Source organism: Streptomyces sp. LZ34 (genome assembly GCF_053890475.1).
The window spans coordinates 4,417,087-4,441,494 of sequence record NZ_CM132680.1; the positions used below are offsets into that span (position 1 = coordinate 4,417,087).

At 70.7% G+C, this 24,408-nt stretch carries 18 protein-coding genes; 10 read left to right on the forward strand and 8 right to left on the reverse strand.

The window, feature by feature from the left end:
• The first annotated feature begins 190 nt into the window (after positions 1–190).
• Together ACWY4P_RS17305 and ACWY4P_RS17310 are read left to right on the forward strand one after the other, a co-directional pair.
• Positions 191–1,648: a glycoside hydrolase family 16 protein gene (locus ACWY4P_RS17305; RefSeq protein ID WP_456211440.1), complete on the forward strand. Its 1,458-nt coding sequence runs from the start codon at positions 191–193 to the stop codon at positions 1,646–1,648.
• 353 nt (positions 1,649–2,001) lie between these two features.
• Entirely contained in the window at positions 2,002–4,287 is a 2,286-nt protein-coding gene (locus ACWY4P_RS17310; RefSeq protein WP_456211441.1) for a serine/threonine-protein kinase, read from the forward strand.
• Between the two features lie 155 nt (positions 4,288–4,442).
• On the opposite strand, the gene ACWY4P_RS17315 is transcribed toward ACWY4P_RS17310, so the two are convergent.
• Complete coding sequence (locus ACWY4P_RS17315; protein ID WP_456211442.1) at positions 4,443–7,475, reverse strand: AfsR/SARP family transcriptional regulator; 3,033 nt, start codon at positions 7,473–7,475, stop codon at positions 4,443–4,445.
• 475 nt (positions 7,476–7,950) lie between these two features.
• Between ACWY4P_RS17315 and ACWY4P_RS17320 the strand changes: the two genes are divergently transcribed.
• Positions 7,951–8,097 (forward strand): hypothetical protein, encoded by a 147-nt coding sequence (locus ACWY4P_RS17320; RefSeq protein ID WP_456211443.1) that lies wholly within the window; start codon positions 7,951–7,953, stop codon positions 8,095–8,097.
• 143 nt (positions 8,098–8,240) lie between these two features.
• On the opposite strand, the gene ACWY4P_RS17325 is transcribed toward ACWY4P_RS17320, so the two are convergent.
• Positions 8,241–12,083 (reverse strand): nSTAND1 domain-containing NTPase, encoded by a 3,843-nt coding sequence (locus ACWY4P_RS17325; RefSeq protein ID WP_456211444.1) that lies wholly within the window; start codon positions 12,081–12,083, stop codon positions 8,241–8,243.
• A 407-nt stretch (positions 12,084–12,490) separates the two neighbouring features.
• Positions 12,491–13,915, reverse strand: a complete 1,425-nt coding sequence (locus tag ACWY4P_RS17330) for a cation:dicarboxylate symporter family transporter (RefSeq protein ID WP_456212954.1) — start codon at positions 13,913–13,915, stop codon at positions 12,491–12,493.
• A gap of 162 nt (positions 13,916–14,077) precedes the next feature.
• Between ACWY4P_RS17330 and ACWY4P_RS17335 the strand changes: the two genes are divergently transcribed.
• The 5 genes from ACWY4P_RS17335 (at position 14,078) to ACWY4P_RS17355 (ending at position 20,097) form a co-directional block, all read left to right on the forward strand.
• Entirely contained in the window at positions 14,078–15,781 is a 1,704-nt protein-coding gene (locus ACWY4P_RS17335) for a sensor histidine kinase (protein WP_456211445.1), read from the forward strand.
• Positions 15,778–16,485 carry a response regulator gene (locus ACWY4P_RS17340; protein WP_456211446.1) on the forward strand — a complete coding sequence of 236 codons (708 nt, stop codon included), beginning with the start codon at positions 15,778–15,780 and terminating at the stop codon, positions 16,483–16,485. The genes ACWY4P_RS17335 and ACWY4P_RS17340 overlap by 4 nt, the downstream gene beginning before the upstream one ends.
• 191 nt (positions 16,486–16,676) lie before the next feature.
• The gene (locus tag ACWY4P_RS17345) at positions 16,677–17,702 is read left to right on the forward strand and encodes a chitinase (protein WP_456211447.1); all 1,026 of its coding nucleotides are present in this window, start codon (positions 16,677–16,679) and stop codon (positions 17,700–17,702) included.
• A 134-nt stretch (positions 17,703–17,836) separates the two neighbouring features.
• On the forward strand, positions 17,837–19,198 hold the full coding sequence (locus ACWY4P_RS17350) for an extracellular solute-binding protein (protein WP_456211448.1): 1,362 nt from the start codon (positions 17,837–17,839) through the stop codon (positions 19,196–19,198).
• Positions 19,198–20,097 carry a carbohydrate ABC transporter permease gene (locus tag ACWY4P_RS17355; protein ID WP_456211449.1) on the forward strand — a complete coding sequence of 300 codons (900 nt, stop codon included), beginning with the start codon at positions 19,198–19,200 and terminating at the stop codon, positions 20,095–20,097. Before ACWY4P_RS17350 ends, ACWY4P_RS17355 begins: the two co-directional genes overlap by 1 nt.
• Here the strand turns inward: ACWY4P_RS17355 and ACWY4P_RS17360 are convergent.
• Both ACWY4P_RS17360 and ACWY4P_RS17365 read right to left on the reverse strand, forming a co-directional pair.
• Positions 20,067–20,267 carry a DUF397 domain-containing protein gene (locus ACWY4P_RS17360; protein ID WP_456211450.1) on the reverse strand — a complete coding sequence of 67 codons (201 nt, stop codon included), beginning with the start codon at positions 20,265–20,267 and terminating at the stop codon, positions 20,067–20,069. The genes ACWY4P_RS17355 and ACWY4P_RS17360 overlap by 31 nt on opposite strands.
• Before the next feature lie 3 nt (positions 20,268–20,270).
• Entirely contained in the window at positions 20,271–20,474 is a 204-nt protein-coding gene (locus tag ACWY4P_RS17365; protein WP_456211451.1) for a Scr1 family TA system antitoxin-like transcriptional regulator, read from the reverse strand.
• A gap of 92 nt (positions 20,475–20,566) precedes the next feature.
• Here ACWY4P_RS17365 and ACWY4P_RS17370 point away from each other — a divergent pair, with 92 nt between their 5' ends.
• Positions 20,567–20,851: a hypothetical protein gene (locus ACWY4P_RS17370; RefSeq protein ID WP_456211452.1), complete on the forward strand. Its 285-nt coding sequence runs from the start codon at positions 20,567–20,569 to the stop codon at positions 20,849–20,851.
• Here the strand turns inward: ACWY4P_RS17370 and ACWY4P_RS17375 are convergent.
• Positions 20,848–21,546, reverse strand: coding sequence for a hypothetical protein (locus ACWY4P_RS17375; RefSeq protein WP_456211453.1), 699 nt, complete (start codon positions 21,544–21,546; stop codon positions 20,848–20,850). The two genes, ACWY4P_RS17370 and ACWY4P_RS17375, sit on opposite strands and share 4 nt — an antisense overlap.
• 91 nt (positions 21,547–21,637) lie before the next feature.
• Positions 21,638–21,814, reverse strand: a complete 177-nt coding sequence (locus ACWY4P_RS17380; RefSeq protein WP_456211454.1) for a hypothetical protein — start codon at positions 21,812–21,814, stop codon at positions 21,638–21,640.
• Between the two features lie 565 nt (positions 21,815–22,379).
• Here ACWY4P_RS17380 and ACWY4P_RS17385 point away from each other — a divergent pair.
• The gene (locus tag ACWY4P_RS17385) at positions 22,380–23,000 is read left to right on the forward strand and encodes an N-acetyltransferase family protein (RefSeq protein WP_456212955.1); all 621 of its coding nucleotides are present in this window, start codon (positions 22,380–22,382) and stop codon (positions 22,998–23,000) included.
• Here ACWY4P_RS17385 and ACWY4P_RS17390 read toward each other — a convergent pair.
• The gene (locus tag ACWY4P_RS17390; protein ID WP_456211455.1) at positions 22,984–24,366 is read right to left on the reverse strand and encodes a DHA2 family efflux MFS transporter permease subunit; all 1,383 of its coding nucleotides are present in this window, start codon (positions 24,364–24,366) and stop codon (positions 22,984–22,986) included. The genes ACWY4P_RS17385 and ACWY4P_RS17390 overlap by 17 nt on opposite strands.
• Positions 24,367–24,408: the final 42 nt, after the last annotated feature.

Consider the following 24,408-nt stretch of genomic DNA (forward strand, 5'->3'; position numbering starts at 1 on the left):
ACACCACTGAACAACGCCACTGAACAGCACCACGCACACGCTGTCAGGAAATGAACGCGCACGAGCCATTGACGCCCTCTCCGCGTGCACCTACATAAACGTGAGAGCGCTCTCATACCCGCGACACCCCCGGCACCCCCGACACAAGGACCCCGGCACCCCCCACCCAGCTTCCTGGAGGTCGTTCCCCGTGAGTACACGCACGAGCACCAGACCCAGGGCACCCCTCACCGCCGCGCTGGCCGCCGCCGCGCTCGCGCTGGCGGCCCTCGCCACGCTGTTCGGCACCTCGCCCGCGCGGGGCGAAGTGCCGCCCGCCCCCGGGTGGACCCTTCAGTGGAGCGATGACTTCAAGGGTTCCGCCAACACGCTGCCGTCCTCGACCAACTGGCAGATAGACACCGGCCATTCCTACCCCGGCGGCCCGGGCAACTGGGGCACCGGCGAGATCCAGAACTACACCAACTCCACCAGCAACCTCAGCCTCGACGGCAGCGGCAACCTGCGCATCACCCCGCTCCGCGACGGCGCGGGCAACTGGACCTCGGCCCGTATCGAGACCCAGCGCGCCGACTTCAAGGCCCCGGCGGGCGGCGTGCTGCGCGTCGAGAGCCGCATCCAGATGCCGAACGTCACCGGCAACGCCGCGCTCGGCTACTGGCCCGCCTTCTGGGCGCTGGGCAGTCCGTACCGGGGCAACTACTGGAACTGGCCCGGCATCGGCGAGTTCGACATCATGGAGAACGTCAACGGCATCAACTCCGTCTGGGGGGTGCTCCACTGCGGAGTCAGCCCGGGCGGGCCCTGCAACGAGACCACCGGCGTCGGCGCCAGCCGCGCCTGCCCCGGCGCGAGCTGCCAGTCCGCCTTCCACACGTACCGCTTCGAGTGGGACCGCAGCACCACGCCCAACCAGCTGCGCTGGTACGTGGACGACCAGCAGTTCCACAGCGTCAGCCAGAACAGCGTCGACGCCGCCACCTGGTCGAACATGACCGACCACGCGGGCTACTTCATCCTGCTGAACGTCGCGATCGGCGGCGCCTTCCCCGACGGCGTCCATGGCTCGGCCACCCCCACCGCGGCCACCGACCCCGGCCACCCCATGCTCGTCGACTACGTCGCCGTCTGGACCCGCGGCGGCGGCACCACCGACCCGCCCACCGATCCCCCGTCCGGCTCCGCCACCCGCTACCTGGGCAGCGGCGGGGCCCTCGGCGCCGCATCCTCCTCCGCGTCCACCGCGCCCCTGCCCTCGGCGGGCGGCACCAACCACGACGGCACGCCCTACCAGCCGCAGACCTTCCTCGCCTCCGGGCTGAACGCCACCTACAACGGCGGCGCCACGCAGTTCGACCTGTTCGTGGACGCGGGCACCACCGTGGCCAACGGCCAGCAGGTCCGTGTCTCCTACGACCTGACCGGCGACGGCAGCTGGGACCGCACCGAGACCTACCAGTACTTCGCCACCGATCCCGTCGCGGGCTACGAGCACTACACCCAGGCCCGCGGGCTGAAGTCCGCCACCGGCTCGCTCGGGAACCTGAGCAACGGGAAGGTGCGGGTGGAGGTCTGGAACGCCATCGGCAACGGCACCAGCACGCTGGGGACGGGCAACCAGTCGTACGTCCGGATTCCGTTCGGCTGAGCAGAAGGCAGCATCGACGGAGGTAGGACGTGCGACCTCGCCGGGACGGCACCGCCCGTCCCGGCGGTCGCCGATCCCACCCGGCCGCCCGCAGCGGGTGCAGAACAGCCGGGGATGCGCTGCGCCTCCGACCTGTAAAGATTCCGGATGTCCTCTCCGGCTTCGACGTTTCCGAGTGGTAGGGCCGGCCGGTTGGGGGACCGCAAGGAGCACCGGACCGGTGACCCGGTGCGCTCCTGCGCGAGAGCGGACGGGCGATGTCTGCTGTCGCCTGGGTCCTGTGTCATCGGGAGGCACGGTCTACGATCAACGCTGCCGAGTGAAAAGCGCTTGCCGCCGGGGGACGTAAGGCTGTGGACGACCGAGATCTGACACTCGCTGACCGCTACCGCCTGGTGCGCCCGCTGGGGCGCGGCGGGATGGGGGAGGTGTGGGAGGCGCAGGACGCCAGTCTACGGCGGCCGGTCGCGGTCAAGGTGATCTCGGTCCTTGCGGGTGGCGGCAGTCGGGCCGACGAGGCGCGCGCCCGGTTTCTGCGGGAGGCGCGGATCACCGCCGCGCTTCAGCATCCCCATATCGTGACCGTCCACGACCTCGGTGAGGCAACCACCGGCCAGGGCACGACGCCGTTCCTCGTGATGGAACTGCTCCGGGGCGAGGGCCTGGACGCCGTTGTCCGGCGCGGACCTGTCGGCGAGGAGGAGGTGGCGCGGTGGGGGGCGCAGGTGTGCGACGCGCTGGGTGAGGCGCATGCCGCCGGCATCCTCCACCGCGACATCAAGCCCGCAAATCTGTTCGTCGCGGCCTCGGGCAGCCTGAAGGTGCTCGACTTCGGGATCGCCCGCGCCGCCGACGCCTCGGCGACCGGTGACCGGCTGACCCACACCGGGTTCATGGTGGGCACGGCCGCGTACATAGCACCGGAGCAGGCACGCGGGCGCCCCGAGCAGCGCAGCGACCTGTACTCCCTCGGGTGTGTGCTGTTCGAACTGCTCACCGGGCGGCTGCCGTTCGACGCCCCGGACACCCTCGGGTATGTCACGGCGCACCTTCACGACCCGCCCCCCGCGCCGAGCAGCCTCGTGCCCGGCGTCTCCGCTCCATGGGACCGCCTGGTCGGTCGACTGCTGGCCAAGGACCCGCGCGAGCGATACGAATCGGCCGCCGTGCTCGCCGACGAGCTGCGGCGCTTCGGTGGTGTGCGGCAGGCCGTACCCGCGGTTCGCTACACCCCCACCGTCGCCGACCGGGAGGAGCACGGGGCGAGCTCACCGCCTTCGGCTGCCTCCGTGTCCGACGATCTCGCGGCGGCAGCTACGGTTCAGGCGCCTGCCGGGCCGTTCGGTGGAACGGGCATGAGCCGGCGCAGCCTGCTCCTGGGGGGCGCGGGCGTCGCCGCGGTCGCGGTCGCCGGAGGGGCGGCGGCGATGTACCTGACCGGCGACCCCAAGCGGGACCCGGTCGCCTGGTCGCAGAAGATCGCAGACGTCGACGTGATCAACTCCGACGGCCCGGACGTCGTCCTGGCCGACGGCCGGTGTCATGTGGCCGCCGGTCACTACTACAAGGAGACCGCCGCGCTCCACACCTTCGACCTTGCCACCGGTAAGCGTCTGTGGAAGGCGTCCCTCAACGCGGCCTGGGAACGGGAAGCACGCTTCACGGTCGTCGGCGGCACGGTACTCGCCCTGACCCAGGACTCCGAGAACAAAGGCGGACTGGTGCACGCCTTCGACGCTGCCACCGGCGAGCGCCGGTGGCAGCATTCGGTCTCCTACAGCGCCATGGGGCTGGATGTGCACCGGCCCAGCGGCCTGCTGATCACCGGAGAGGACGGTCGGGTGATCGGAATCGATCCGCGCACCGGCCAACAGCGATGGGTGACCGACGTATCCTCCCCCTACAACGCCACATGGATCCTGGCCGGCGACCTGATCCTCTGCAGTCGCGGAACCGCAGTACTCGGCAAGACGGGCAAGAAGCTGTGGACACGCTCCGGCTTCCAGCCGCAGGGCGACCTGGCGCAGCCCCTGGGTGAGGGCCTGCTCTGCTACGAGGCCGGCAAGACAGTCCCCGTCGACCTCGTCTGCCGCAAGGCGGACACAGGTGAGGTGATGTGGCGGAGCCCGTTCCAGAAGACCAAACCGGACACCCTCACCACCGGGGCCTTCCAGCCGCTCGACGAGCTGGTGTCGGACACCACGGTGTTCCTTCCGCTGGCCGCGGGGTCCCGCCGGAAACCGACCGCGCTGAACGGACTCACCGGCGAGCAGACCTGGACCTACGGCAGTACGTACCAAGAGGTTGGCCTGAAGGAACAGGCGACGACGAGCGTGGCGGGCGGGTTCGTCCTGCCCACGGGATCGGGATTGGTGTGCCTGGCCGCCGACGACGGCACAAAACGGTGGCACGCCGATACTCAGAGAGTGCAGACCACCGGCAAATACGCCCTGCTCTCCGGGACAGAGCAGGCGCGAGTGTTCCAGCGCTGGACCAGCGTGCGGATCGTCGGAGTGGAGCACGGCCGCAGGCTCTGGACGGGCCAGTTCGACAGCACGGCCATGAGCGAGCCTGCCGCGAGCGGCGACTCGATCGTGTTCCTCGACGGCGGCGGCACACTGTGGGCGGTGCGCGTGTGACCTTTTGGGCCTGGCGGGAGGGCGGCCACTGCCGCTGGCTGAACAGCGGCTGTTGCGGGCGCCCTCCATCGCGCTCATCGCGGGCGGCCTCGTCACGGCGTTCGGCATCACGGCGACGACGGCGAGCGCCGCCCCCGTCATCAGGTGCTGCTAGGTCACCCGAGCCGGCCGAGTTCCTCGCGGACCCGGCCGGCGTCCGGGTGGCCGAGGGTGTCGAACATGGTCAGGGCCTGCTGCCAGGTGTCCCGGGCGCCGGGGACGTCGTCGGCGGCCAGCTGGGCGCTGCCCAGGCGGTACATGGTCTCGGCCGCCCTGACCCGCTCGCCGCGCTCGTGGCGCAGCTCCACGGCGTTCCGGTAGCAGACGATGGCCTGCTCGTGGTCGCCGAGGCGGTGGTGGGCGTAGCCGAGGCTGTCCCAGGCGGCGGAGGCGCCCCGCCCGTCGTGCGCCTGCTCCAGCATCCGCAGCGCCTTCTCGCAGTGGACCAGGGTCTGCTGGTACTCGCCGATCATGGCGTACGCCCAGCCGACGTTGTTGAGCGCGTACGCCTCCCCGCTGCGCTGGCCGACCTCGCGGTACAGCTCGAGGGTGCGCTGCGCGTGGTACAGCCCCTCCTCGTGGCGGCCCTGCCGCTCGCCCGCCAGGTTGAGCGCGACGTGGATGAGCGCCTGGCCGGCCGGGTTGCCGGTCTTGCCGTGCAGGTCCAGGGCGCACATCAGGTGGTCGCGGGCCCGGTCGTAGCAGGCCATGCGCAGATCGGCGAGGCCGAGACCGTGGTGGGCATGGGCCTGCCCGGCCAGGTTGTCCGTACGCTGCGCCGCGTCGAGCGCCACGGCGTGTACGACGCCCTGGTCGTGCCAGTGTCCGAGCTGGTCCAGGAACTCGGCGAGCGACCAGGCCAGCTGCCAGGCGTGGGGCTCGAATCCGCTCTCCGCGGCCTGCTGCTGCGCGGCGACCAGCACCGGATGCTCGACGGTGAACCAGGTCAGCGCCTCGCCGTAACAGGCGAACGACTCGGTGCTCACGCCGGGCTGCGCGGCGGGGAGGGTGAGGGGCGTGCGCTGCGGGGTGAACACGCGGCCGGCGGCGACGGCGGTGTGCAGATAGTGGTCGAGGGTCCGGTGCAGGGCGGCGCGCCGGTCGGCCTCGGATTCGTACGCCTGGGCCAGCTCCGTGGCGTAGGCGCGCAGCAGGTCGTGCAGCGCGTACTGGCCCGGGCTGCGCTCGGTGAGCAGGTGGGCCCGGGTCAGCTGGAGCAGCAGCCGCCGGGCCTGCGGTACGGGCAGCCCCACCAGGCTGGCCGCGGCGGCGGCCGAGATGTCCGGGCCGGGGTGCACGCCCAGCAGCCGGAACAGCCGCGCGGCGTCGGTGCCGAGGGTGTGGTACGACCACGAGAACACCGCCCGGACGTCGGTGGTGGCGTCGCCGCCGTCGAACGCGTCCAGGCTGCCGCGGGCGTCGTGCAGCTCGCAGGCCAAGGCTTCGAGGGAGAAGCCGGGGTGGGTGGCCGCGCGGGCGGCGACGATGGCCAGCGCCAGGGGCAGCCCCGCGCACACCGTGATGACGTCCTCCACCGCCTCCGGCTCGGCCGCCACCCGCTCGGAGCCCAGCCTGCGGACGAGCAGTTCGCGTGCCTCGGCGCGGTCGAGCAGATCCAGCGGCAGCGGCTGGGCCTGCTCCGCGACGACCAGGCTGGTGAGCTCGTTACGGCTGGTCAGCAGCACCAGACAGCCGGGCGACCCGGGCAGCAGGGGGCGGACCTGGTCGGCGTCGCGGGCGTTGTCCAGCAGGATCAGCACCCGGCGGCGGGCCAACAGACTGCGATACAGGGCGGTCTGGGCCTCGACGGTGGCCGGTATCCGGTGCGCGGGCACCTGGAAGGCGTCCAGAAAGCCGCGCACCGCCTCGGAGGGGGTCATCGCCGAGCCGGTCGGGCCGAAGCCGCGGAGGTTCACATACAGCTGGCCGTCGGGGAAGCGGTCGCGGACCCGGTGAGCCCAGTGCACGGCGAGGGTGGTCTTGCCGAGGCCGCCGCTGCCCGCGATCACGGAGATCACCGCCGCGGTGGACACCCGCCCGGCCCCGGCCCCGGGCGCCGGGCGCAGCAGCGCGTCGAGCCCTGCCAGCTCCCGCTCCCGCCCGGTGAAGTGGGCGACGTCGGCGGGGAGTTGCTGGGGTACGGCGACCCCGGCGGCCGGTGGGGAGTGGGAAGGGGGCGGTGGGGACTCGGAGGGGGGTGCTGGGGACGGCGCGGGCGAGACGCCCTCCGGGGCGGATGGCGCGGGGGCTGGGGGGGCTGTGGGCGCTGGGGCCGTGGGGGCCGCGGGCGCTGGGCCTCCGACCGCCGCCGGGGGCAAGGTAGTTGGGGGTACAGCTGTTGGGGGTACAGCTGTTGGGGGTACGGCCGCCGGGGGCACGGCTGCCGAGTCCGCGATCGCCCGGCCCGCTCGCGACGGCTGCGAGTCCAGCACCTGCCGATGCAATCGCTGGAGGTCGTCCCCCGGCTCGATGCCCAGTTCGTCGACGTACCGCTGCCGCGTGCCGCGGAAGAGCGCGAGCGCGTCGGCCCGTCGGCCGCTCCGGCTCAGCGCCTCCATCAGCAGGCCCACCGACCGCTCCCGCAGCGGGTGTTCCGCCACCAGAGGGGACAGCACGGCGACCGCCTCCTGGTGCCGCCCCGAGCGCAGATCGATCGCGGCGCACTCCTCCACCACCGCGCGCCGCTCCTCCTCGAGGCCCGCCCCGACGGTCTCGGGCAGCCAGCCTCCCGCGACATCCGCGAGCGCGGGGCCGCGCCACAGCTGGAGCGCCGAGTGCAGCAGCTCGCCGGCCGGGCCGTCGCCGACCGTCCGCCCCTCGCGCACCAACTCCCGGAAACGGTGCAGATCCACCCGCTCCTGGTCGATGGTGAGGCAGTAGCCTTGCGCGGAGGTGGACAGCTCGGTGTCGGGCAGCGCGGCCAGGATCCTGCGCAGCTTGGATATCTGGACCTGCACGGCGTTGCGCGCCGACCCCGGCGGGTCCTCTCCCCATACGGCCATCACCAGCCGGTCCACGGAGACCACCCGCCCCGGCTCCAGCAACAACATCGCCAGGACGGATCGCTGCTGGGCGGCGGTCGGGCCGAGTCCCAGTTCGCCCTGCCATATCCCGACCGGGCCCAGCAGACGAAACTCGGTCCCGTGCACGCGCTTCCCCCGTCGGTACCTGAGATTCCCTGCGGCCATCTCGCAGCCTACCCACAGGGACAGGTCAGCGCCGCATCAGCGAGATATCAGCTCCGCGTTGCACCCTACGGGCAATGAGGGCGCCGCGGCGCACCCACGCTCACGTCCGGCGCAGACCCCGCTGGATGGGGAGCCCGCGGTAACGGGGAGCCCTCTGTACCCAGACAACGGGGGCGGCATGGGGGGCTTGATTCGCGTATCGACTACCGCCAGACCGGCCGAACCAGCCAGACCGGCCGGACCGACCGGACCGCGCCGACCAGGCGGCCGGTACAACCGGGCCCTGGCCGCCGGACTCCTCGCGGTTGGATTTCTCGGGGCGGCCGGCTACAAGGCCGAGGCGGCTAGATGCGCGCCAACAGGCAGCGCTATGGCGAAAGGGCAGCTCATGACGGCTACGGGACAGACTCGCACCCTTCCTCGGATAGGCGATCTCGTGTACGACATCGAGCGCGAGGCCATCGGCCGCGTCGCCTATATCGACACCGGCGGAAACGTCGCCTGGATCAAGCCCCAGAACGACGGCCCCGAATGGACCGCGCTCCCGGAGCAGCTGCGGCTCGCCGTGGACGGCGAACACTGACGCGCTTGCGCAGCGGCACTTCCGTACGGATTTCAGCAAGCGCTTAACTCCCGCTGATGTCTCGCTGATGTCAGCGCCCTTATACGCCCGCGCCTTCCACGGGGGGAGGCGCGGGGTTGTCGGCTACCGCTCGCCCGTACCGCTCAGCACACCTTGCGGTACGGGACCTCCGGGATGTACGTCTTCCAGTCGGCGCGGTGCAGGCCGCCGCCCGCGCGCTCGCAGACGGCGGTGGTGACGCGCTCGGGGTCGATGGCGAACTTCTGGAGCGGCACGTGTTCGCCCGCGACCAGCAGGGTTCTGCCGTCCTCGGTGAAGGAGACGGCCCGGACGGCGTCGCCCGCGGTCAGCAGAGCGGACCCCAGCGGAAGGCCGGACGCCGTGTCCCACAGCCGCAGCGTCCCCGTCTGTCCCGCAACGGCCAAGATCTTGCCGTCGGGCGAGTAGGCCAGGGCCTGCACGGGCTCGGCGCTCTCGCGCCCCTCGCCGGTGAGCGTCCCGGCGACGACACCCAGACGCCGCTCGGCACTGCCGTCCCACAGCGTCACCTGCCCCGAATCCGTGCCGCGGGCCAGTTGCTCATCGTCAGGGCGGTAGGCCAGCGCATAGACCGGCTCCTGGGAACGGGTGGGTCGCTCCGGACGGCCTGAGGGGAGGGTGAAGCGCTCCCCCGACGCCGTGGTGACCATCCGGCCGTCGGGCCGTACGGCCAGGGCGGAGGAGTCGGGGAAGGACAGCCAGAAATCGCCAGTACCACCGGTCACTACGTCCGCCATCCCGTTCGGCCGCCGGGTCACCTTGGTGCGGCTGCGAATTCCCCAGAGCTCCAGGGTCTCCGAAGAGTGCCGGTAGGCGAGCACGGTCTTGCCGTCCGGCGTCAGGGCGATCGAGTCGACGCCCGACCCGTCTTCGCCCTTTGGGGTGAGAACTAGGTCGGCCGTCTTACGGCGCTTGCGTACGTCCCACACGGCAACCCGCTCCGCCCGGGGCCGACCATTGGCCGCGTTGCGCTCGCCGAACCCATAGGCGAAGGTCTGCCCGTCCGCGCTGAACGCCATGAGCGGTAGGCAGTACTGGCCCTTGTGCCCCGGTTGACCGGTGGTCCGGCAGTCGGCCGAGGGCAGGGCGGCCGCAGCCGAAGCTCCGCCGCCGGTGCGCCGAAGCTCGATCCGTGCGCGCTCGCCCGACGTCCGCATCTCCGCGATCAGGCTCGCGTCGGGGCTGAACAGGGCCTCGCCATCCTGCTTCGGCCCCCACTTGGAGGTGGTGGCGCTGCCCAGGTAGAGGGTGCGCACCGCGTCGCTCGCCATGCCGTCCCCCTCCTGGTACCGGATGATCCCATGGTCCGCGTCCAGGCGTAGCCCGGAGATCCGCCGACCGGCCAGGGGGTGCCGGTAGACCGGCTCCCCGGGGCTGTCGAGCCGCCACACCAGAATCTCCTGGTCATCTGCGGCCGCCAGCATCCGTCCGTCACGGCTGAGAGTGAGGTCCCAGAGCCCGGCGTGGGTGATGCTCGGCAGTTCCTTTCCGGAAGCCAGTTCCCAGCCGCGTACCCCCTTCGCGGTGGTGATCAGCAGCCTTCGGCCGTCCGGTGTGAGAGCGACCTCCATGTCGACGTCGGCGTCCGGGTCGCAGACCAGGCGCAAGATGGCAACCGGGAGCGTACGTATGCGGCGATGCGCGCGGACATCCCACACTTCCAGCTCGTCCTGGTCCGAGCACAGTGCGATCCTCCCGTCGTCCGCACTGAGCGCCGGCTCCTGCACGGTCTCGCTGGGCCGACGGAACAGGAGGCGGCGGTGCCGGATGTCCCACAGCCGGAGCCAGTGTCCGTCCTGCACGACAAGGGTGCGTCCGCTCGCCCCGAAGTACGCGTCCCCATCCCCCTCGTCCATTTCGATGAGAGGGCCGATGAGTCGGCCGGAGGCGCGGTCCCGCAGTCGAAGACCGGCCTCCCCGAACGTCACCACCTGCCGCCCGTCCGGAGAGACGGCCGTCGCGGTCTCCGTCTCGTCGCTCAGCTTGACGGAGCTGATCCGGCGGTGGGTGGCCAGATCCCAGCCGACCACCCCGCTGTTCATCCCGGAGGTCACAAGCGCACGGCCGTCGGCGCTCAGCAGCGCGTTGTCGTCCGCGCTCCCTCCCGAGGCGGTGAAAGTGTCCTGCGGGCGCTGCGCCATCGCCCCCAGCAGCGCTGATCTCGCCTCCACCGTGTGGCTGACGTTCCACGCCGCCACGCTCAGCCGCATCGCCGTCACCGGATCCGCGTACCGCATGTTCTGCGCGACGGACGCGATCCGCCGGGAGGTGGCCTCCGCCCGCCGCTGCTCCCCCGCCCGGTTCTGCTGCCACGCCACCACTCCGGCCACGAGCGCCAGCGCCACCAGCACCGCCACCGAACCCACGAACGTGCGCACCCGTCGGCGCTCCCGCGTGCCCGCGGTCCGGCTGGCTGCGAGGAAGTCGCGCTCCACGGCGGTGAGTTCGGCCGAGGCGTCGGGCTCGTCGAACGCCTCTCGCGCCTCCACCAGCCGCGCGCCCCGGTAGAGCGCGCCGGGATCCCGTCCCAGCTCCTCCCAGGTCCGGGCGGCCTCGGTCAGCTTGCGGTGGGTACGCAGCCGCTGGCGGTCCTCGTCGATCCAGCCGCGCAGCCGCGGCCAGGCTGTGATCAGGGCCTCGTGGGCGAGGTCGACCGTGCCCTCGTCGAGGGTCACCAGCCGCGCCCGTACCAGGCGTTCCAGCACGAGCGCCGCATCAGCCGCATCAGCCGCATCACCCATGCCCGAGTCGGAGCCGGAGCCGGAGTCCAGCCCCAGCTCCTCCCGGTCCACCGGGCGCCGGGTGTCCTGGGCCCCTTCCCCCGGTGTGATCAGCCGGAGCATGATCCGCCGCGCGGCCTCCGCCTGCCGCTCGCTGAGCTCCTCGTACACCCGTTCCGCGGTCAGGGCGATGGCGCCGTGCACGCCGCCCGCCGCCTCGTACGCCTCGACCGTCAGCGCCCGGCTGCGGCGGCGGCGCCAGGTCTCCAGCAGGGCGTGGGACATCAGGGGCAGACCGCCGGGTTCGTCGACGACCTCTTCCACGATCCTGGCGGTCAGCGCCCGTTCGACGATCAGCCCTTCGGCCGCGGCCGGCTTGACGATCGCCTCCCGCAGCTCCGCCCGCCCCATGGTCCCGACCAGCAGCGTGGCGCCGCGCAGCGCGGCCGTCAGCTCGCGGTGTTCGGCGCAGCGGCCGAAGAAGTCGGCCCGTACGCCGATGACCACGCGCAGCCGGCTGTCCTCGTCCTGGGCGGACAGCAGCCGTTCGATGAACTCGGCGCGCTCGGCCGGGTCCTGGCAGAGGGTGAAGACCTCCTCGAACTGGTCGACCACGATCCAGGTGTCCCCGTGGTCCCCCTTCGGGCCGAGCTTCGGCCCGAGCGCGTCGGCGTGGGTGCGGAGCGGGCGGTCGCCGGGGGTGAGGACGCGGATCACGGACGGGCGGGGTAACGGCGCCGCCGTGCCGTCGCGCAGGGCCGGGATCAGACCGGCCCGCAGCAGTGAGGACTTACCGCTGCCCGAGGGGCCGAAGACGGCGGCGAACCTGCTCTCCCGCACCAGCTCCAGCAGATCGGAGACCAGTCGTTCCCGGCCGAAGAACCGCTCGTGGTCGCCCGGCTCGAAGCGGGCCAGTCCGCGGTAGGGCGGGGTGGCGTCGTCGTCCTCGGGCGGGAGGCCGGTCGCCTCCGCCTCCGCCTCGCGCCAGCGCTCCTCCCAGTGGGCCCGCTCGCCGCCGCATGCCTCCACGTACGCGAGCGTGACCGGCAGCGAGGGGAGTTGCTCCCCCGCGGCGGCCCTGGACAGCGTGGTGAGCGAATACGGCACCCGCTGCGCCATCGCCCGGTAGGTCGGTGCGCCCGCCTCGCTCCTCAGCTTGCGCAGCTCGTACGCGAACCGCTGGACCGGGCCCGCGTTCGGATCCAGCGGGCTCTCCCGGCGGCCCATGCTCCACCCCCCGTCTGGACGGCCTCAAGCTCGACAGCCTCGTCCGGACCCCAGACGCTACTCCCATTGTTCCGTGCGGCGACGGGGGCTGCCGAACAACTGCCGGACCGCTGAAGTGGACCGTACGTCCTCCGCGGGGGTGAGGGCGTGACAGGGATGGAGCAGTAAGAAGGGAGGTGGGCTCATGCCTCTTTGGGGGCGGATCGCCACGGCGGTCATGGGGGTCGCCCTGTTGGTCGCCCCGTTCCTCCCCTTCTTCCCAGGGGTCCACGCGGAAACGGCCACGGGGGTCGTGCACTTGCCCGCGGGGTTCTCGGGCAGGGGATGAACTGGCGCGGCCCTGCCCCGATTCAGGAGGGCAGGGCCGCGGTGGCCGTGCGCGATGCGTGCCGCGCGGGCGGGGCAGATCAGATAGAGGCGTGCTCCTTCGCCGTGCCCGAGCCGCCGCCACGCTGCTCCGGCACCGTGTCGTCCGCGTCGTCCGCGGCCTCCACGCCATGCCCATCGGGCGAGAGCGTCGTCTCGTCGAACGGCAGCCGACCGGCGAGCACTTCCTGCATGCGCTCCTTGTCGATCTCCTTGGTCCAGGTGCCGACCAGAACGGTCGCGACCGCGTTGCCCGCGAAGTTGGTGAGGGCGCGCGCCTCGCTCATGAACCGGTCGATGCCGACGATCAGTCCGACGCCGTCCACCAGGTCCGGCCGGTGCGACTGGAGGCCGCCGGCCAGCGTGGCCATGCCCGCGCCGGTCACGCCCGCCGCGCCCTTCGACGCGATGATCATGAACGCCAGCAGGGAGATCTGCTCGCCGATCGAGAGCGGGTTGCCCATGGCCTCGGCGATGAACAGCGACGACATGGTCAGGTAGATCGCGGTGCCGTCCAGGTTGAAGGAGTAGCCGGTCGGCACGGTGATGCCCACGACGGGCTGGCTGACGCCCGCGTGCTCCATCTTGGCGATCAGGCGCGGCAGCGCGGACTCGGACGACGAGGTCGACACGATCAGCAGGAATTCGCGGGCCAGGTACTTCAGCAGCGCGAAGATGTTCACGCCCGCGACCAGCCGCAGGATCGTGCCGAGCACGAGGAACACGAACAGCGCACAGGTGATGTAGAAGCCGATCATGATGACGGCGAGCGACTTCAGCGCGTCCACGCCCGTCTCGCCGACCACCCCGGCTATCGCGCCGAAGGCACCCACCGGCGCCGCCCACATGATCATGGACAGCACGCGGAACACCAGCCGCTGTATGTGGCCGATCCCACGCAGCACCGGCTCGCCGGTCTTGCCCATGGCCTGCAGCGCGAAGCCGACCAGCAGCGCGACCAGCAGGGTCTGCAGCACCTCGGGCGCGGTGAAGGCGGAGACGAGGGTGGTCGGGATGATCCCGAGCAGGAAGTCCGTGGTGGACTCGTGGGCACCCGCCGCCTGGCCCTGCCCGGCCTCTGCCGCCGCATGGGTCAGGTGCAGGCTGCTGCCCGGCTCGAGGATGTTGCCGACGACCAGGCCGATGGCGAGGGCGACGGTCGACATCACCAGGAAGTAGCCGAGCGCCAGGCCACCGACCGCACCGACCTTCGCGGCCTTCCGCACCGAGCCGACGCCGAGCACGATCGTGCAGAAGATGATCGGCGAGATCATCATCTTGATGAGATTCACAAAGCCGGTGCCGATCGGCTTGAGCTCCACGGCGGTGTCGGGGGCGACGAAGCCCACCAGGATGCCGAGCCCGACCGCGGCGATCACCGCGATGTAGAGGAAGTGAATCCGGTCCTTCTTCGGCCGCCCGGCATCCGTACCCACGGAATCGGGCGGCGAGGTCTGCGCAGCCACGGTGCTGCCTCCTTCTGCTCTGCCGTCCAGCTGTCCCGGCTGATGCGTCGTGCGGCTCGCACTTCGCCCTGAACGGTCCCGAGGACTATGCACCCCGCCTGTGATGGCGGTCACCCTTCCGTTCATTTCGTTCACGAAACGGCCATGTGCACACTGTGTGGCATGCGCGTCCCCCGTCCCCGGAGTCTGGCAGGCCAGCTGTTCGCGATGCAGGTGGTCCTGGTCGCCGCCGTGGTCGCCGGGTGCGCCATCTTCTCGTACGTCACCAGCCGGAGCCAGGCGGAGGAGTCCGCGCGCCGCCAGGCCACCGCCGCCGCGACCGCCGTCGCCGACTCACCGACGGTCGCCGAGGCCGTACGGTCCGACGACCCCACCGCCCGGCTCCAGCCGTACGCCGAGCAGGTGCGCCATGACACCGGTGTCGCCTTCGTCACCATCATGAATACGCGGGGAATCCGCTGGACCCACCCCGACCCGGACCGTATAGGGGAGAAGTTCCTCGGCAACACCGGGGCCGCGCTGCACGGCCGGATCTTCGACGAGACCTACACCGGCACCCTGGGCGCGTCCGTGCGCGTGGTGGCCCCGGTGCGCGACGCGCGGGCCGGGGGCAAGATCACCGCACTGGTCAGCGCGGGCATCACCGTCGACACCATCAGCGCACAGGTGCGCCGCCAGATGCTGGCGCTGTTCGTCGTCGCCTTCGCCGCGCTGGCGACCGGCGGCATCGGCACCTACGTCATCAACGCCCGGCTGCGCCGCCATACGCACGGCATGAACGCCACCGAGCTGAGCCGGATGCACGACTACCACCAGGCCGCGCTGCACGCCGTACGGGAAGGGCTGCTGATGCTCGACGGCCGGCGGCGCATCGCGCTGGTCAACGACGCCGGCCGGGAGCTGCTCGGCCTGTCCGAGGACTCGGTCGGCCGGTACGTCTCCGACCTCGGGCTGCCCCCGCCGCTGACCGGCGCGCTGCTGGCCGCCGAGCCGCGGGTGGACGAGCTGCATCTGACCGCCGAGCGGGTCGTGGTCGTCAACACCTCCCCGGTCAGCAGCGGAGAGCAGCGCGGCACGGTCGTCACGCTGCGCGACCACACCGAGCTCCAGGCGCTGTCGGGCGAGCTGGACTCCGTACGCGGCTTCACCGAGGCCCTGCGCTCCCAGGCGCACGAGGCGGCCAACCGGCTGCACACCGTCGTCTCGCTGATCGAGCTGGGGCGGGCCGAGGAGGCGGTCGACTTCGCGACCGCCGAACTGGAGCTGGCGCAGGTGCTGACCGACCAGGTGGTGGGCGCCGTCGCCGAGCCGGTGCTGGCCGCCCTGCTGCTGGGCAAGGCGGCCCAGGCCAATGAGCGCGGCGTGGAGCTCGTCCTCGCCCCCGACAGCCGCATCGACGACGGGCTGCTCCCGCCCGGCCTCCCGGCCCGCGACCTGGTGACGATCCTCGGCAACCTCATCGACAACGCGACGGACGCCGCCGTCGAGGGCGCCGGCCGCGGCGCGGCCCGCAGCGCCCGCGTCACGGTCACCGCGCGCGCCGTCGCCGACGAGCTGACGCTGCGGGTCAGCGACACGGGCGCCGGCCTTGACCCGGCAACGGCCGAGGCGGCCTTCGGGCGCGGCTGGAGCACCAAGTCCGCGGGGCGGGGGCTGGGGCTCGCCCTGGTGCAGCAGGCGGTGCGGCGCAATTCCGGCACGGTCGAGGTGTCCCGGACGCCGGACGGCGGCGCGGAATTCACGGTCCGAATGCCCCTGGCGGAAGCCGCGCTGCCCCAGGCGGAACCCGCACCGCCCCTGGCAGAAACCGCCCCACAGGAACACGCCCAAGAGCAACCCGCCCAAGAAGAGGAATCCGCCCGATGAGCCCGTCGCAGGCGAACCCGGCGCGGCCCGCCCCGATACGGGTCCTCGTCGTCGAGGACGACCCGGTCGCCGCGGACGCGCACCGGATGTACGTGGAGCGGGTCCCCGGCTTCGCCGTCGTCGGCGCGGCGCGGACGCGCGGCGACGCGCAGCGCCAGCTGGAGCGCACCCCCGCCGATCTGTTGCTCCTGGATCTGTATTTGCCCGATGGACATGGTCTACAGCTGCTCCGGGCGCTGCGTGCGACGGGTCACACCGCGGATGTCATCGCGGTGACCTCGGCCCGTGACCTGGCCGTGGTCCGCGAAGGCGTCTCGCTCGGGGTGGTGCAGTACGTACTCAAGCCGTTCACCTTCGCAACGCTTCGGGACAGGCTGCTGCGCTACGCGGAGTTCCGCGCGAGCGTGGGGGAGGCCAGCGGCCAGGACGAGGTGGACCGCGCGCTGGGCGCGCTGCGCGCGCCGCAGCCGGCCGAGCTGCCCAAGGGGCTGACCCCGGCCACTCTCCAGGCCGTGACCGACACGCTGCGCGCCGCCGACGACGGGATCTCCGCCGCCGCGACGGCGGAGGCGGTGGGAATCTCGCGGATCACCGCGCGCCGCTATCTGGAGCACCTGGTCGACGCGGGGCGCGCGGCGCGGGCCCCGCAGTACGGGCAGGTGGGCCGCCCCGAGCTGGTCTACCGCTGGCTGACCAAGCAATAGGAAACTTTCCTATCCACCATCTTGTCGGCGCGGCATCGGCTCGCTAGCGTTCACAGCCGCAACCCCCTCCACGGACGGATGTTCGGCGCACATATGCTCCACTGTCGTCCCTGTCGCGCGTTTCGTCCCCGTCACACGGCCGCCGAACCCACCGCCTCCTCCCCGACCCCCCTCAGGAGGACAACCCCGTCATGAAGACGTCCAAGCGCACCCGCAGACTCGCCCTCACCGCGACCTGCGCGCTGATAGCCACGGGCGGCGCGGCGACCGTCGCCGCCACGGGCGCCCAGGCCGCCCCGACCGCCCCGAAAGCCCCGACCACGGCCGCCGCCGCCAGCGGCCAGACCGGCCCGTACCTCTACCTCGGCTGGGGCAGCCCGCCCAAGGCCACCGACGTGATGTCGGCCACCGGCACCACCCAGTTCACGATGGCCTTCATCCTCTCGGACGGCGGCTGCAACCCGAAGTGGGACGGCTCCCGCGCGCTCGCCGGCGGCAACGACCAGTCCACGATCAACTCCATACGCTCGGCCGGCGGCGATGTCACGGTGTCCTTCGGCGGCTGGAGCGGCAACAAGCTCGGCGAGAAGTGCTCCTCCGCCTCCGCGCTGGCGGGCGCGTACCAGAAGGTGATCGACGCCTACAAGCTCAAGTCGATCGACATCGACATCGAAGCGAGTGAGTTCGAGAACGCGACGGTCCGGCAGCGGGTGATCGACGCGCTGAAGATCGTCAAGCAGAACAACAGCGGCATCAAGGTGTACGTCACCTTCGGAACGACCACCAGCGGCCCCGACGCCAACGGCAAGGACCTGGTCAAGCGCGGCGCCGCGGCCGGCGTCGACGTGGACGGCTGGGCCGTCATGCCGTTCGACTTCGGCCAGGGCTCCCTCGACATGGCCGCGGCCACCAAGTCGGCGGTCGACGGCCTGAAGAACACGGTCGCGAGCGCGTACGGCCTGTCCTCCGACGCCGCGTACCGCAAGGTCGGCTTCTCCTCCATGAACGGCAAGACCGATGTCGCGGGCGAGACGGTCACCCTCGACAACTTCAAGTCCGTGGTCTCGTACGCCAAGAGCCACCACCTGGCCCGGGTCAGCTTCTGGTCGCTCAACCGCGACCGCAAGTGCGGCTCCGGCACGGACGCGGACGCGTGCAGCGGCATCAACCAGGGGACGTACGACTTCACCAAGGTGCTGGCGGGCTACACCGGCTGACGGCCGCCCCGCCCCCGCCATCTCCGCGCTGGCGTTCGATCAAGGGCGTTCCTGGTCAAGGGGATTGACCTTGCTGCGGGCCCGACCGTACGGTCGGGCCCGCAGCCCCAGAGGCCAGCAAGGAGGTCGTGCCCGTGCGCCCCACCGCCCCACTGATCCTCACAGCCGCCACCCTCGTCGCCGCCGCAGGACTCACTGCCTGCGGCGGCGGCTCGGGCAGCGACCCGGACACCGTCAAGATCGCCTACAACCGCAGCACCGACAACAAGATCAGGTTCAAGGACAACTTCCTGGCCGGAGTGAAGAGAGAGTTCGAGAAGGCGAACCCCGGCAAAAAGGTCAAGCTGATCCCGATCCAGGCCCAGGACAACGACTACGCCACCAAGGTCCAGCAGATGATGCGGTCCCCCAAGACGGCGCCGGACCTGGTCTACGAGGACACCTTCCGGATCAACTCCGACATCAAGGCGGGCTATCTGCGCCCCCTCGACGACTATCTGGACAAGTGGCAGACCTGGGACCAGTTCGTCGACACCGCGAAGGCGGCGGCCAAGGCCGAGGACGGCAAGACGTACGGCATCCCGGACGGCACCGACACCCGCGGCCTGTGGTTCAACAAGAAGATCTTCGCCAGGGCCGGGTTGCCGGCCGACTGGCAGCCCAAGAACTGGGACGAGATCCTCGACGCGGCCCGCACCATCAAGGAGAAGGTCCCCGACGTCACCCCGCTCAACGTCTACACCGGCAAGGCCCCCGGTGAGACCGCCGTCATGCAGAGCTTCGAGATGCTGCTGTACGGCACGGGCGAGAACCCGCTGTACGACCCGAAGGCGAAGAAGTGGGTCACCGGCGGAAAGGGCTTCGAGGACGCCCTGACCTTCATCAAGACCGTCTACTCCGAGAAGCTGGGCCCTGACGTCTCCGACGCCCTCGACCCGAACGTCGGCACCACCGTCTTCAGCGAGTGGCTCCCGGAGCGCAAGCTCGCCATCGACCTCGACGGCTCCTGGCTCGGCCAGAACTGGCTGAAGACCGGCGGCAAGCCGTGGCCCGAGTGGTCCAAGACCCTCGGCCAGGCGCCCATGCCCACGCAAGCCGGCCAGGCGCCCGGCAAGGTCAGCATGTCCGGCGGCTGGACCTGGGCGATCACCGCCAAGTCCAAGAACCCCGATCTGGCCTGGAAGTTCATCGAGCAGCTCCAGACCAAGAAGAACGCCGTCGAGTGGTGCGTGACCGGCGCGCAGATCGCGGTCCGCGACGACGTCGCGAAGGACCCGCGCTATCTGTCGTCCATGCCGGGCATCAAATTCTTCACCGGCCTGGTGCAGTACACCCACTACCGGCCGGCGCTCCCCGTCTACCCCCAGGTCTCCACCGCGATCGGCGAGGCCATGGAGTCGGTGACCACCGGTGACGCCTCGCCCGACAAGGCGGCCGAGTCGTACGGCGACCAACTCAAAACCATCGCCGACGGCGCCACGGTGGCCAGGGGCTGATGGCGACCGCGACCAAGGTGGCGGCGGCCCCGGCACGCCCGAGGCGCCGCCGCCCCCTGCGCTGGCTCCCGATCGCCCCGGCAACGGTGCTCCTGCTGCTCTTCCTCGGCGGGCCGATCGGCTACTGCGTCTACATCGCCTTCACCAACATGCAGCTGACCGGCGCCGCCACCACGGACTTCGTCGGCCTCGACAACTTCCGGCGCGCCTTCGCGGACGACAACTTCCGCAACGCCGTCGTCCTCACCCTCGTCTTCACCCTGCTGTCTTCCCTCGTCGGCCAGAACACCCTGGGGCTGGCCCTCGCCACCGCCATGCAGCGGGCCTCCAAGCCGGTACGGACCGTCACCGGCTCGATCGTCATCGCGGCGTGGGTGGTGCCCGAGATCGTCGCGGGCTTTCTGCTGTACGCCTTCTTCCGCCGCGAGGGCACCCTCAACGCCATCCTGGACTGGCTCCACCTGCCGTCCCAGAACTGGCTCTACACCCTCCCCATCCTCGCCGTCTCCTTCGCCAACGTCTGGCGCGGCACGGCCTTCTCCATGCTCGTCTACTCCGCCGCGCTCTCCGAGATCCCCAAGGAGATCAACGAGGCCGCGGAGGTCGACGGCGCGAGCGGGCCGCGCCGCTTCTGGCACATCACCCTGCCGATGATCCGCCGCTCCATCGGCACGAACCTGATGCTCAACACCCTCCAGACGCTGTCCGTCTTCGGCCTGATCTGGGCCATGACCCGAGGCGGCCCCGGCAACCGCAGCCAGACCCTCCCGGTCTTCATGTACGACCAGGCGTTCAACAAGTCGCTCATCGGCTACGGCACGGCGGTGGCGCTGCTGTTGCTGCTGGTGGGGGCGCTGTTCTCGCTGGTCTACCTGCGGCTGATGCGCGAGGAGGTCTGAACGACGGCCTCCCGGAAGGCGGCCCAGGCGGCGGGCGCCACGCGGAGTATGGGGCCTTCGGGGTGCTTGGAGTCGCGTATCGCGACGGTGTCGGGGTGGTTGGTGGCCACCTCGACGCATTCGTGGTCAGCGGTGCTGTGGCTCGACTTCCGGAACTCAAGCGTGGTCATCTCTCACATCTCTTCACGGAGGACTTCGATAAATGCCTTGGTCTCCGGCTCAGTGAGGGCGCTTCGGGAGATCTTCTCAAAGAGATCCTGGTGCTGGGCGGCTTCGTCGCCTCCCTCAACCCACAGCTGACCGAAGGCGGTTTCTGTATACACCACGTCCATGGCGCCGGGCTCGGCGAACGAGATGATGTTGAACGCGCCGCCCATACCCAAGTGCGCTCCGGCCGTGAACGGCAGGACCTGGAGCCCCGAAGAGGCATATCGAGCACGTCGTTCGTGAGCTGGATCCGGAGTCCTACATGCGGCTCATGCTGGTGGTGCGGGAGGTGGCTCTCGCGGTGGAGGACTGCGTGGGCGCCGAGCGGACGTACCTGTACTCCTTGGGCAGCCAGCAGGGGAACGCACATCTGCACTGGCACATCGCCGGGTTGCCGCCGGACACCCCGTACGAGCAGCAGCAGTTCGCGTCGCTGATGACCGAGAACGGCGTGCTGGCCATGGATCCCGAGGAAGCCTCCGACATGGCCGCGCGCATCCGTGACCGCATCGCGGCCCGGGGCGGTTCAACACACATGGGTGACTAATCTTCCTGATCCCGCCGTGGTCCGAGGTAGGGACTGAAGTGGTCCGCGACGTCATCGGCGATGGCCATGGCGTCGCGGGAACCGTCGACTTCGAGCACCCGGATACCCAGCCCACGGGCAGTACGCACAGCCTCCTCGGCGATGAGGCGGTCACGGACGAGGCGATTGGCCTGCGCCCTGGCCGGGTCGCTGACGGGGTGGTTGAGCGCGGCGGCCCGGGGCAGTACGCGAACTTGGTGTTGGCGGAACTCGGGCGTGGGCACCATGACGATCATCCGACGCGGTGAGTCGATGATGGGGGCCACGAGTTCGGGGCGGAGGCCCCAGCCTTCGGCGATGATCGGCCTTCCGGAGACCAGCGCACGCAGGTCGTCCAGCGTCCACTCGAAGCGGACCGGGAAATCGGTCAGAGCCCGGGCAGCCATCGCCTCGGGGGTGGCGTTGACCCACGCCTCGTCCAGATCAGGATCGGCGGCGGGCTCGCCCAGACCGATGCGGCGTGCGACCCGGCGATCGTTGTGCGCGCGGGCGTCGTGATAGTCGTAGTGATAGACGGTGACGCCGTATCGGGCCGCCAGAATTCGGGCGACGGTCGATTTTCCGGCCCACTGGCCGCCGCAGATCCATAAGGCCTGGCGCAAGGTCCCCAAGGGGTCCCACACTTCGCTTTCAGTATCGAGGTCGCGGCTGGTCACACGATGCCCTTCTGTGCCTGTTGTCACTTGTTGTCGCCTGTTGTCGCCTTTCATCAACTGCCGATCCCGGACCGCGCGAGGCCCCCTCGACTCAGAAGGCTTGCCGGGCCAGGCGATCGACGACTGACTGGCGCAGGGGCGCGGTGTCGGCCGGCTCCAGTTCCTCCAGAAGCCGTCGCAGGGCGGCGACGGCTTGCAACCCGACACCGGGGTCCTTGTTGGTGACCTGGCTCGCCAGTTGGGCGGCCGGGGACTCGTCAACCGTCATGTTGCCAGGACTCCCTGACACCCTCCTCGCGTCAAGGAACCCTGACAAGAGTCGGACGCAGACCGCGGGCGACAGGGAGGGGGCGGGCCCGCGCCGTAGCCGTCCGCCGGCCCGGTGAGTGGGGTGTTATTCGAGGTAGTTGTGGGGTGGGTTGGTGTAGGTGTGGCCGGTGGGCGCGGTCCAGGTAGTGATCCCGGTGCCGGGGTCCCGATGCGCGCTCAACGCCCGCCTCCCCCAGGCGGGCTCACACCCCCATCCTCCCTCACCCTCCGTGATCAAACCAGGTCACAACCCCAGATCCACCCCTTCGGGTGACTATTCGGAACCCGGAACTCCGTTCCCAGCCCGGCCCAATCACCCCCAGGCCCAACCTCACCCTCGGGCCTCACACGCCATCGACCGCCACTCCCGGTCGGCCCGTCAGCCGCCGACGATGCCCCGCGCTCTCCCTCCCCGCCGCCCCGCTGCACTGCGCCCCGTAATGCAGTGCAAGTCGCTGACGCGGGGGGCAGGGTCTCGGCCGGGCCATGGGTGGCTGGATAGGCTTTCGGTCATGAATACGGCCATGCCCAGCAGCGGGACCGCTGAGCCGGTCATCCTGAGTGCGATGGAGTTGATGTCCGATCCGGACCTGGGAGCCCGGTTTGCGGAGTCGGCCCACCGGATCCTGGCGGACCTGGTCCGCGGAGGTGCCGCGCTTGGCTGGGTCGAACCGCCCTCACGCCAAGAGGTGGCGGAACTCCTCGGCCAAGTCGTCACCGCGGTGCGGGCCGGGGACGGGGCCCTGCGCGCCGCTTACCTCGACCGTCGACTGGTCGGGCTGGGGTACTGGCTGCGCTATGCCCGACCGACCCACCGGCCGCATGCCGACCTGGAGAAGATCGCGGTGGCTGCCGCCGCCCATGGGCGTGGGGTCGGCCGGGCGCTGACCGCTGCCTTGATCGCTGACGCCCGGCGGGCGGGTATCGAAGTCCTCACCCTGGACGCCCGTGGCGACAACGGCAATGCCCTGCGCCTCTACCGGTCGCTGGGCTTCACCGAATACGGCCGTCTGCCCGACTTCGTCGCCGTCGGCGAACGCCGCTACGACAAGGTCTTCTGCATGCTGGACCTCCGCCGACAAGGCTGCCCAGGGAAGCACACCGGATGTTCCGGCCGCGCCGGGCGGGTCACGACGGTGTCGTGACGGTGGGTGAGTCGGTGGGTGAGTCGGTGGGTTGTGCCTGCTGAGCGGAGACTTCCGCGGGCTTGGACTTCACCAGCCACAGGCCCGTGAACACGGCGCCGGCCAAGGTGACGGCGCCGGCCGCGACGAAGGCGCTGTTGAGGCCGGCCTCGAAGGACGCGCCACCCGATTCCCGGGTGCGGACGACGGCTCCGAGCACCGCTACGCCGAGCACCGCGCCGATCTGCCGGGTGGTGCTGCTGATGCCCGATGCGAGGCCACCCTCCTGCGGGCTGACCGCTTGGATCGCGGCGCCGGTCAGCGGGGACATGGTCAGAGCGAAACCGATGCCGACGATCGCCAGTCGCCACCACACATTCCCGTAGCCGGTGTCCGCGTGGACGAAGCCCAGCGCCAGCAGCCCCAGCCCGGCCAGAGCCAGGCCGATGGTGACCACGATCCGGAAGCCGTACTTCGCGGCGAACCGGCCCGCAAAGGGGCTGACGATCACCATGGCGAGGGAGACGGGCAGCGTCTGCAGACCGGCGCGCAGAATCGAACTGCCCTGGACGTACACGAAGAACTGGGAGAAGAAGAAGGACGAACCCATGAGCGCGAAACCCACCACGACCATCGCCGTGTTCGACACAGTAAACAGCTGCTGCCGGAACAGCCGCAGCGGCAGCATCGGCGTCGAACTACGTCCTTCGACGGCGACGAAGGCCGCGAGGATCACCACCGCGGCGGCGAAGCTGCCCAGGATCACCGGCGACGTCCAGCCAAGCGAACCGCCCTCGATCAGCCCGTAGGCCAGGGCCCCCACACCCAGGACGGACAGGACCGTCCCCGGGATGTCGATCGCCGGCGCGCTCGGATTGCGGGACTCGTCCAGGACGCGCAGACCGGCCAGGAGCAGGACCGCGCCGATGGGCGCATTGACGAGGAAGATGGCGGGCCAGCCGAAGGCATCCACCAGAATGCCACCGGTCAACGGTCCGGCGGCCAGGCCGATTCCGCTGAATCCGGCCCATAGCCCGATCGCCTTGACTCGTTCCTGCGGAACGGGATACGCGGCGGCGAGCAGGGCCAGCGAGGCGGGGCTCAGCGCCGCGGCCCCGATGCCCTGCACCACCCGTCCGGTGATCAGCCAGCCGATCGAGGGCGCGATGGAGCACAGCACGGACGCGACGGTGAACACCGCGACGCCGGCCATGAACACCCGCTTGCGGCCGAAACGGTCGGCGAAGACGCCGCCGGACAGCAACAGCATGGCGACCAGCAGCACGTAGGCATCGACAATCCACTGCAGACCGTTCAACTGGGTGTGCAATCGCTGCTGCATATCGGGCAGCGCCGCGCCGACGATCGTGCTGTCGAGCAGCACCATGAACTGCCCCAGGCAGATCACTGTGAGCAGTGCTGCCCGATG

Coding starts and splice junctions, on each gene's coding strand:
- ACWY4P_RS17325 (WP_456211444.1), bottom strand. CDS start 12,083: ATGGGCCGCCGGGAGAGCCCGCTGGATCCGAACGCGGGCCCGGTCCAG.
- ACWY4P_RS17335 (WP_456211445.1), top strand. CDS start 14,078: ATGCGCGTCCCCCGTCCCCGGAGTCTGGCAGGCCAGCTGTTCGCGATG.
- ACWY4P_RS17340 (WP_456211446.1), top strand. CDS start 15,778: ATGAGCCCGTCGCAGGCGAACCCGGCGCGGCCCGCCCCGATACGGGTC.
- ACWY4P_RS17345 (WP_456211447.1), top strand. CDS start 16,677: ATGAAGACGTCCAAGCGCACCCGCAGACTCGCCCTCACCGCGACCTGC.
- ACWY4P_RS17355 (WP_456211449.1), top strand. CDS start 19,198: ATGGCGACCGCGACCAAGGTGGCGGCGGCCCCGGCACGCCCGAGGCGC.
- ACWY4P_RS17360 (WP_456211450.1), bottom strand. CDS start 20,267: ATGACCACGCTTGAGTTCCGGAAGTCGAGCCACAGCACCGCTGACCAC.
- ACWY4P_RS17365 (WP_456211451.1), bottom strand. CDS start 20,474: ATGGGCGGCGCGTTCAACATCATCTCGTTCGCCGAGCCCGGCGCCATG.
- ACWY4P_RS17370 (WP_456211452.1), top strand. CDS start 20,567: ATGCGGCTCATGCTGGTGGTGCGGGAGGTGGCTCTCGCGGTGGAGGAC.
- ACWY4P_RS17380 (WP_456211454.1), bottom strand. CDS start 21,814: ATGACGGTTGACGAGTCCCCGGCCGCCCAACTGGCGAGCCAGGTCACC.
- ACWY4P_RS17385 (WP_456212955.1), top strand. CDS start 22,380: ATGCCCAGCAGCGGGACCGCTGAGCCGGTCATCCTGAGTGCGATGGAG.
- ACWY4P_RS17390 (WP_456211455.1), bottom strand. CDS start 24,366: ATGGTGCTGCTCGACAGCACGATCGTCGGCGCGGCGCTGCCCGATATG.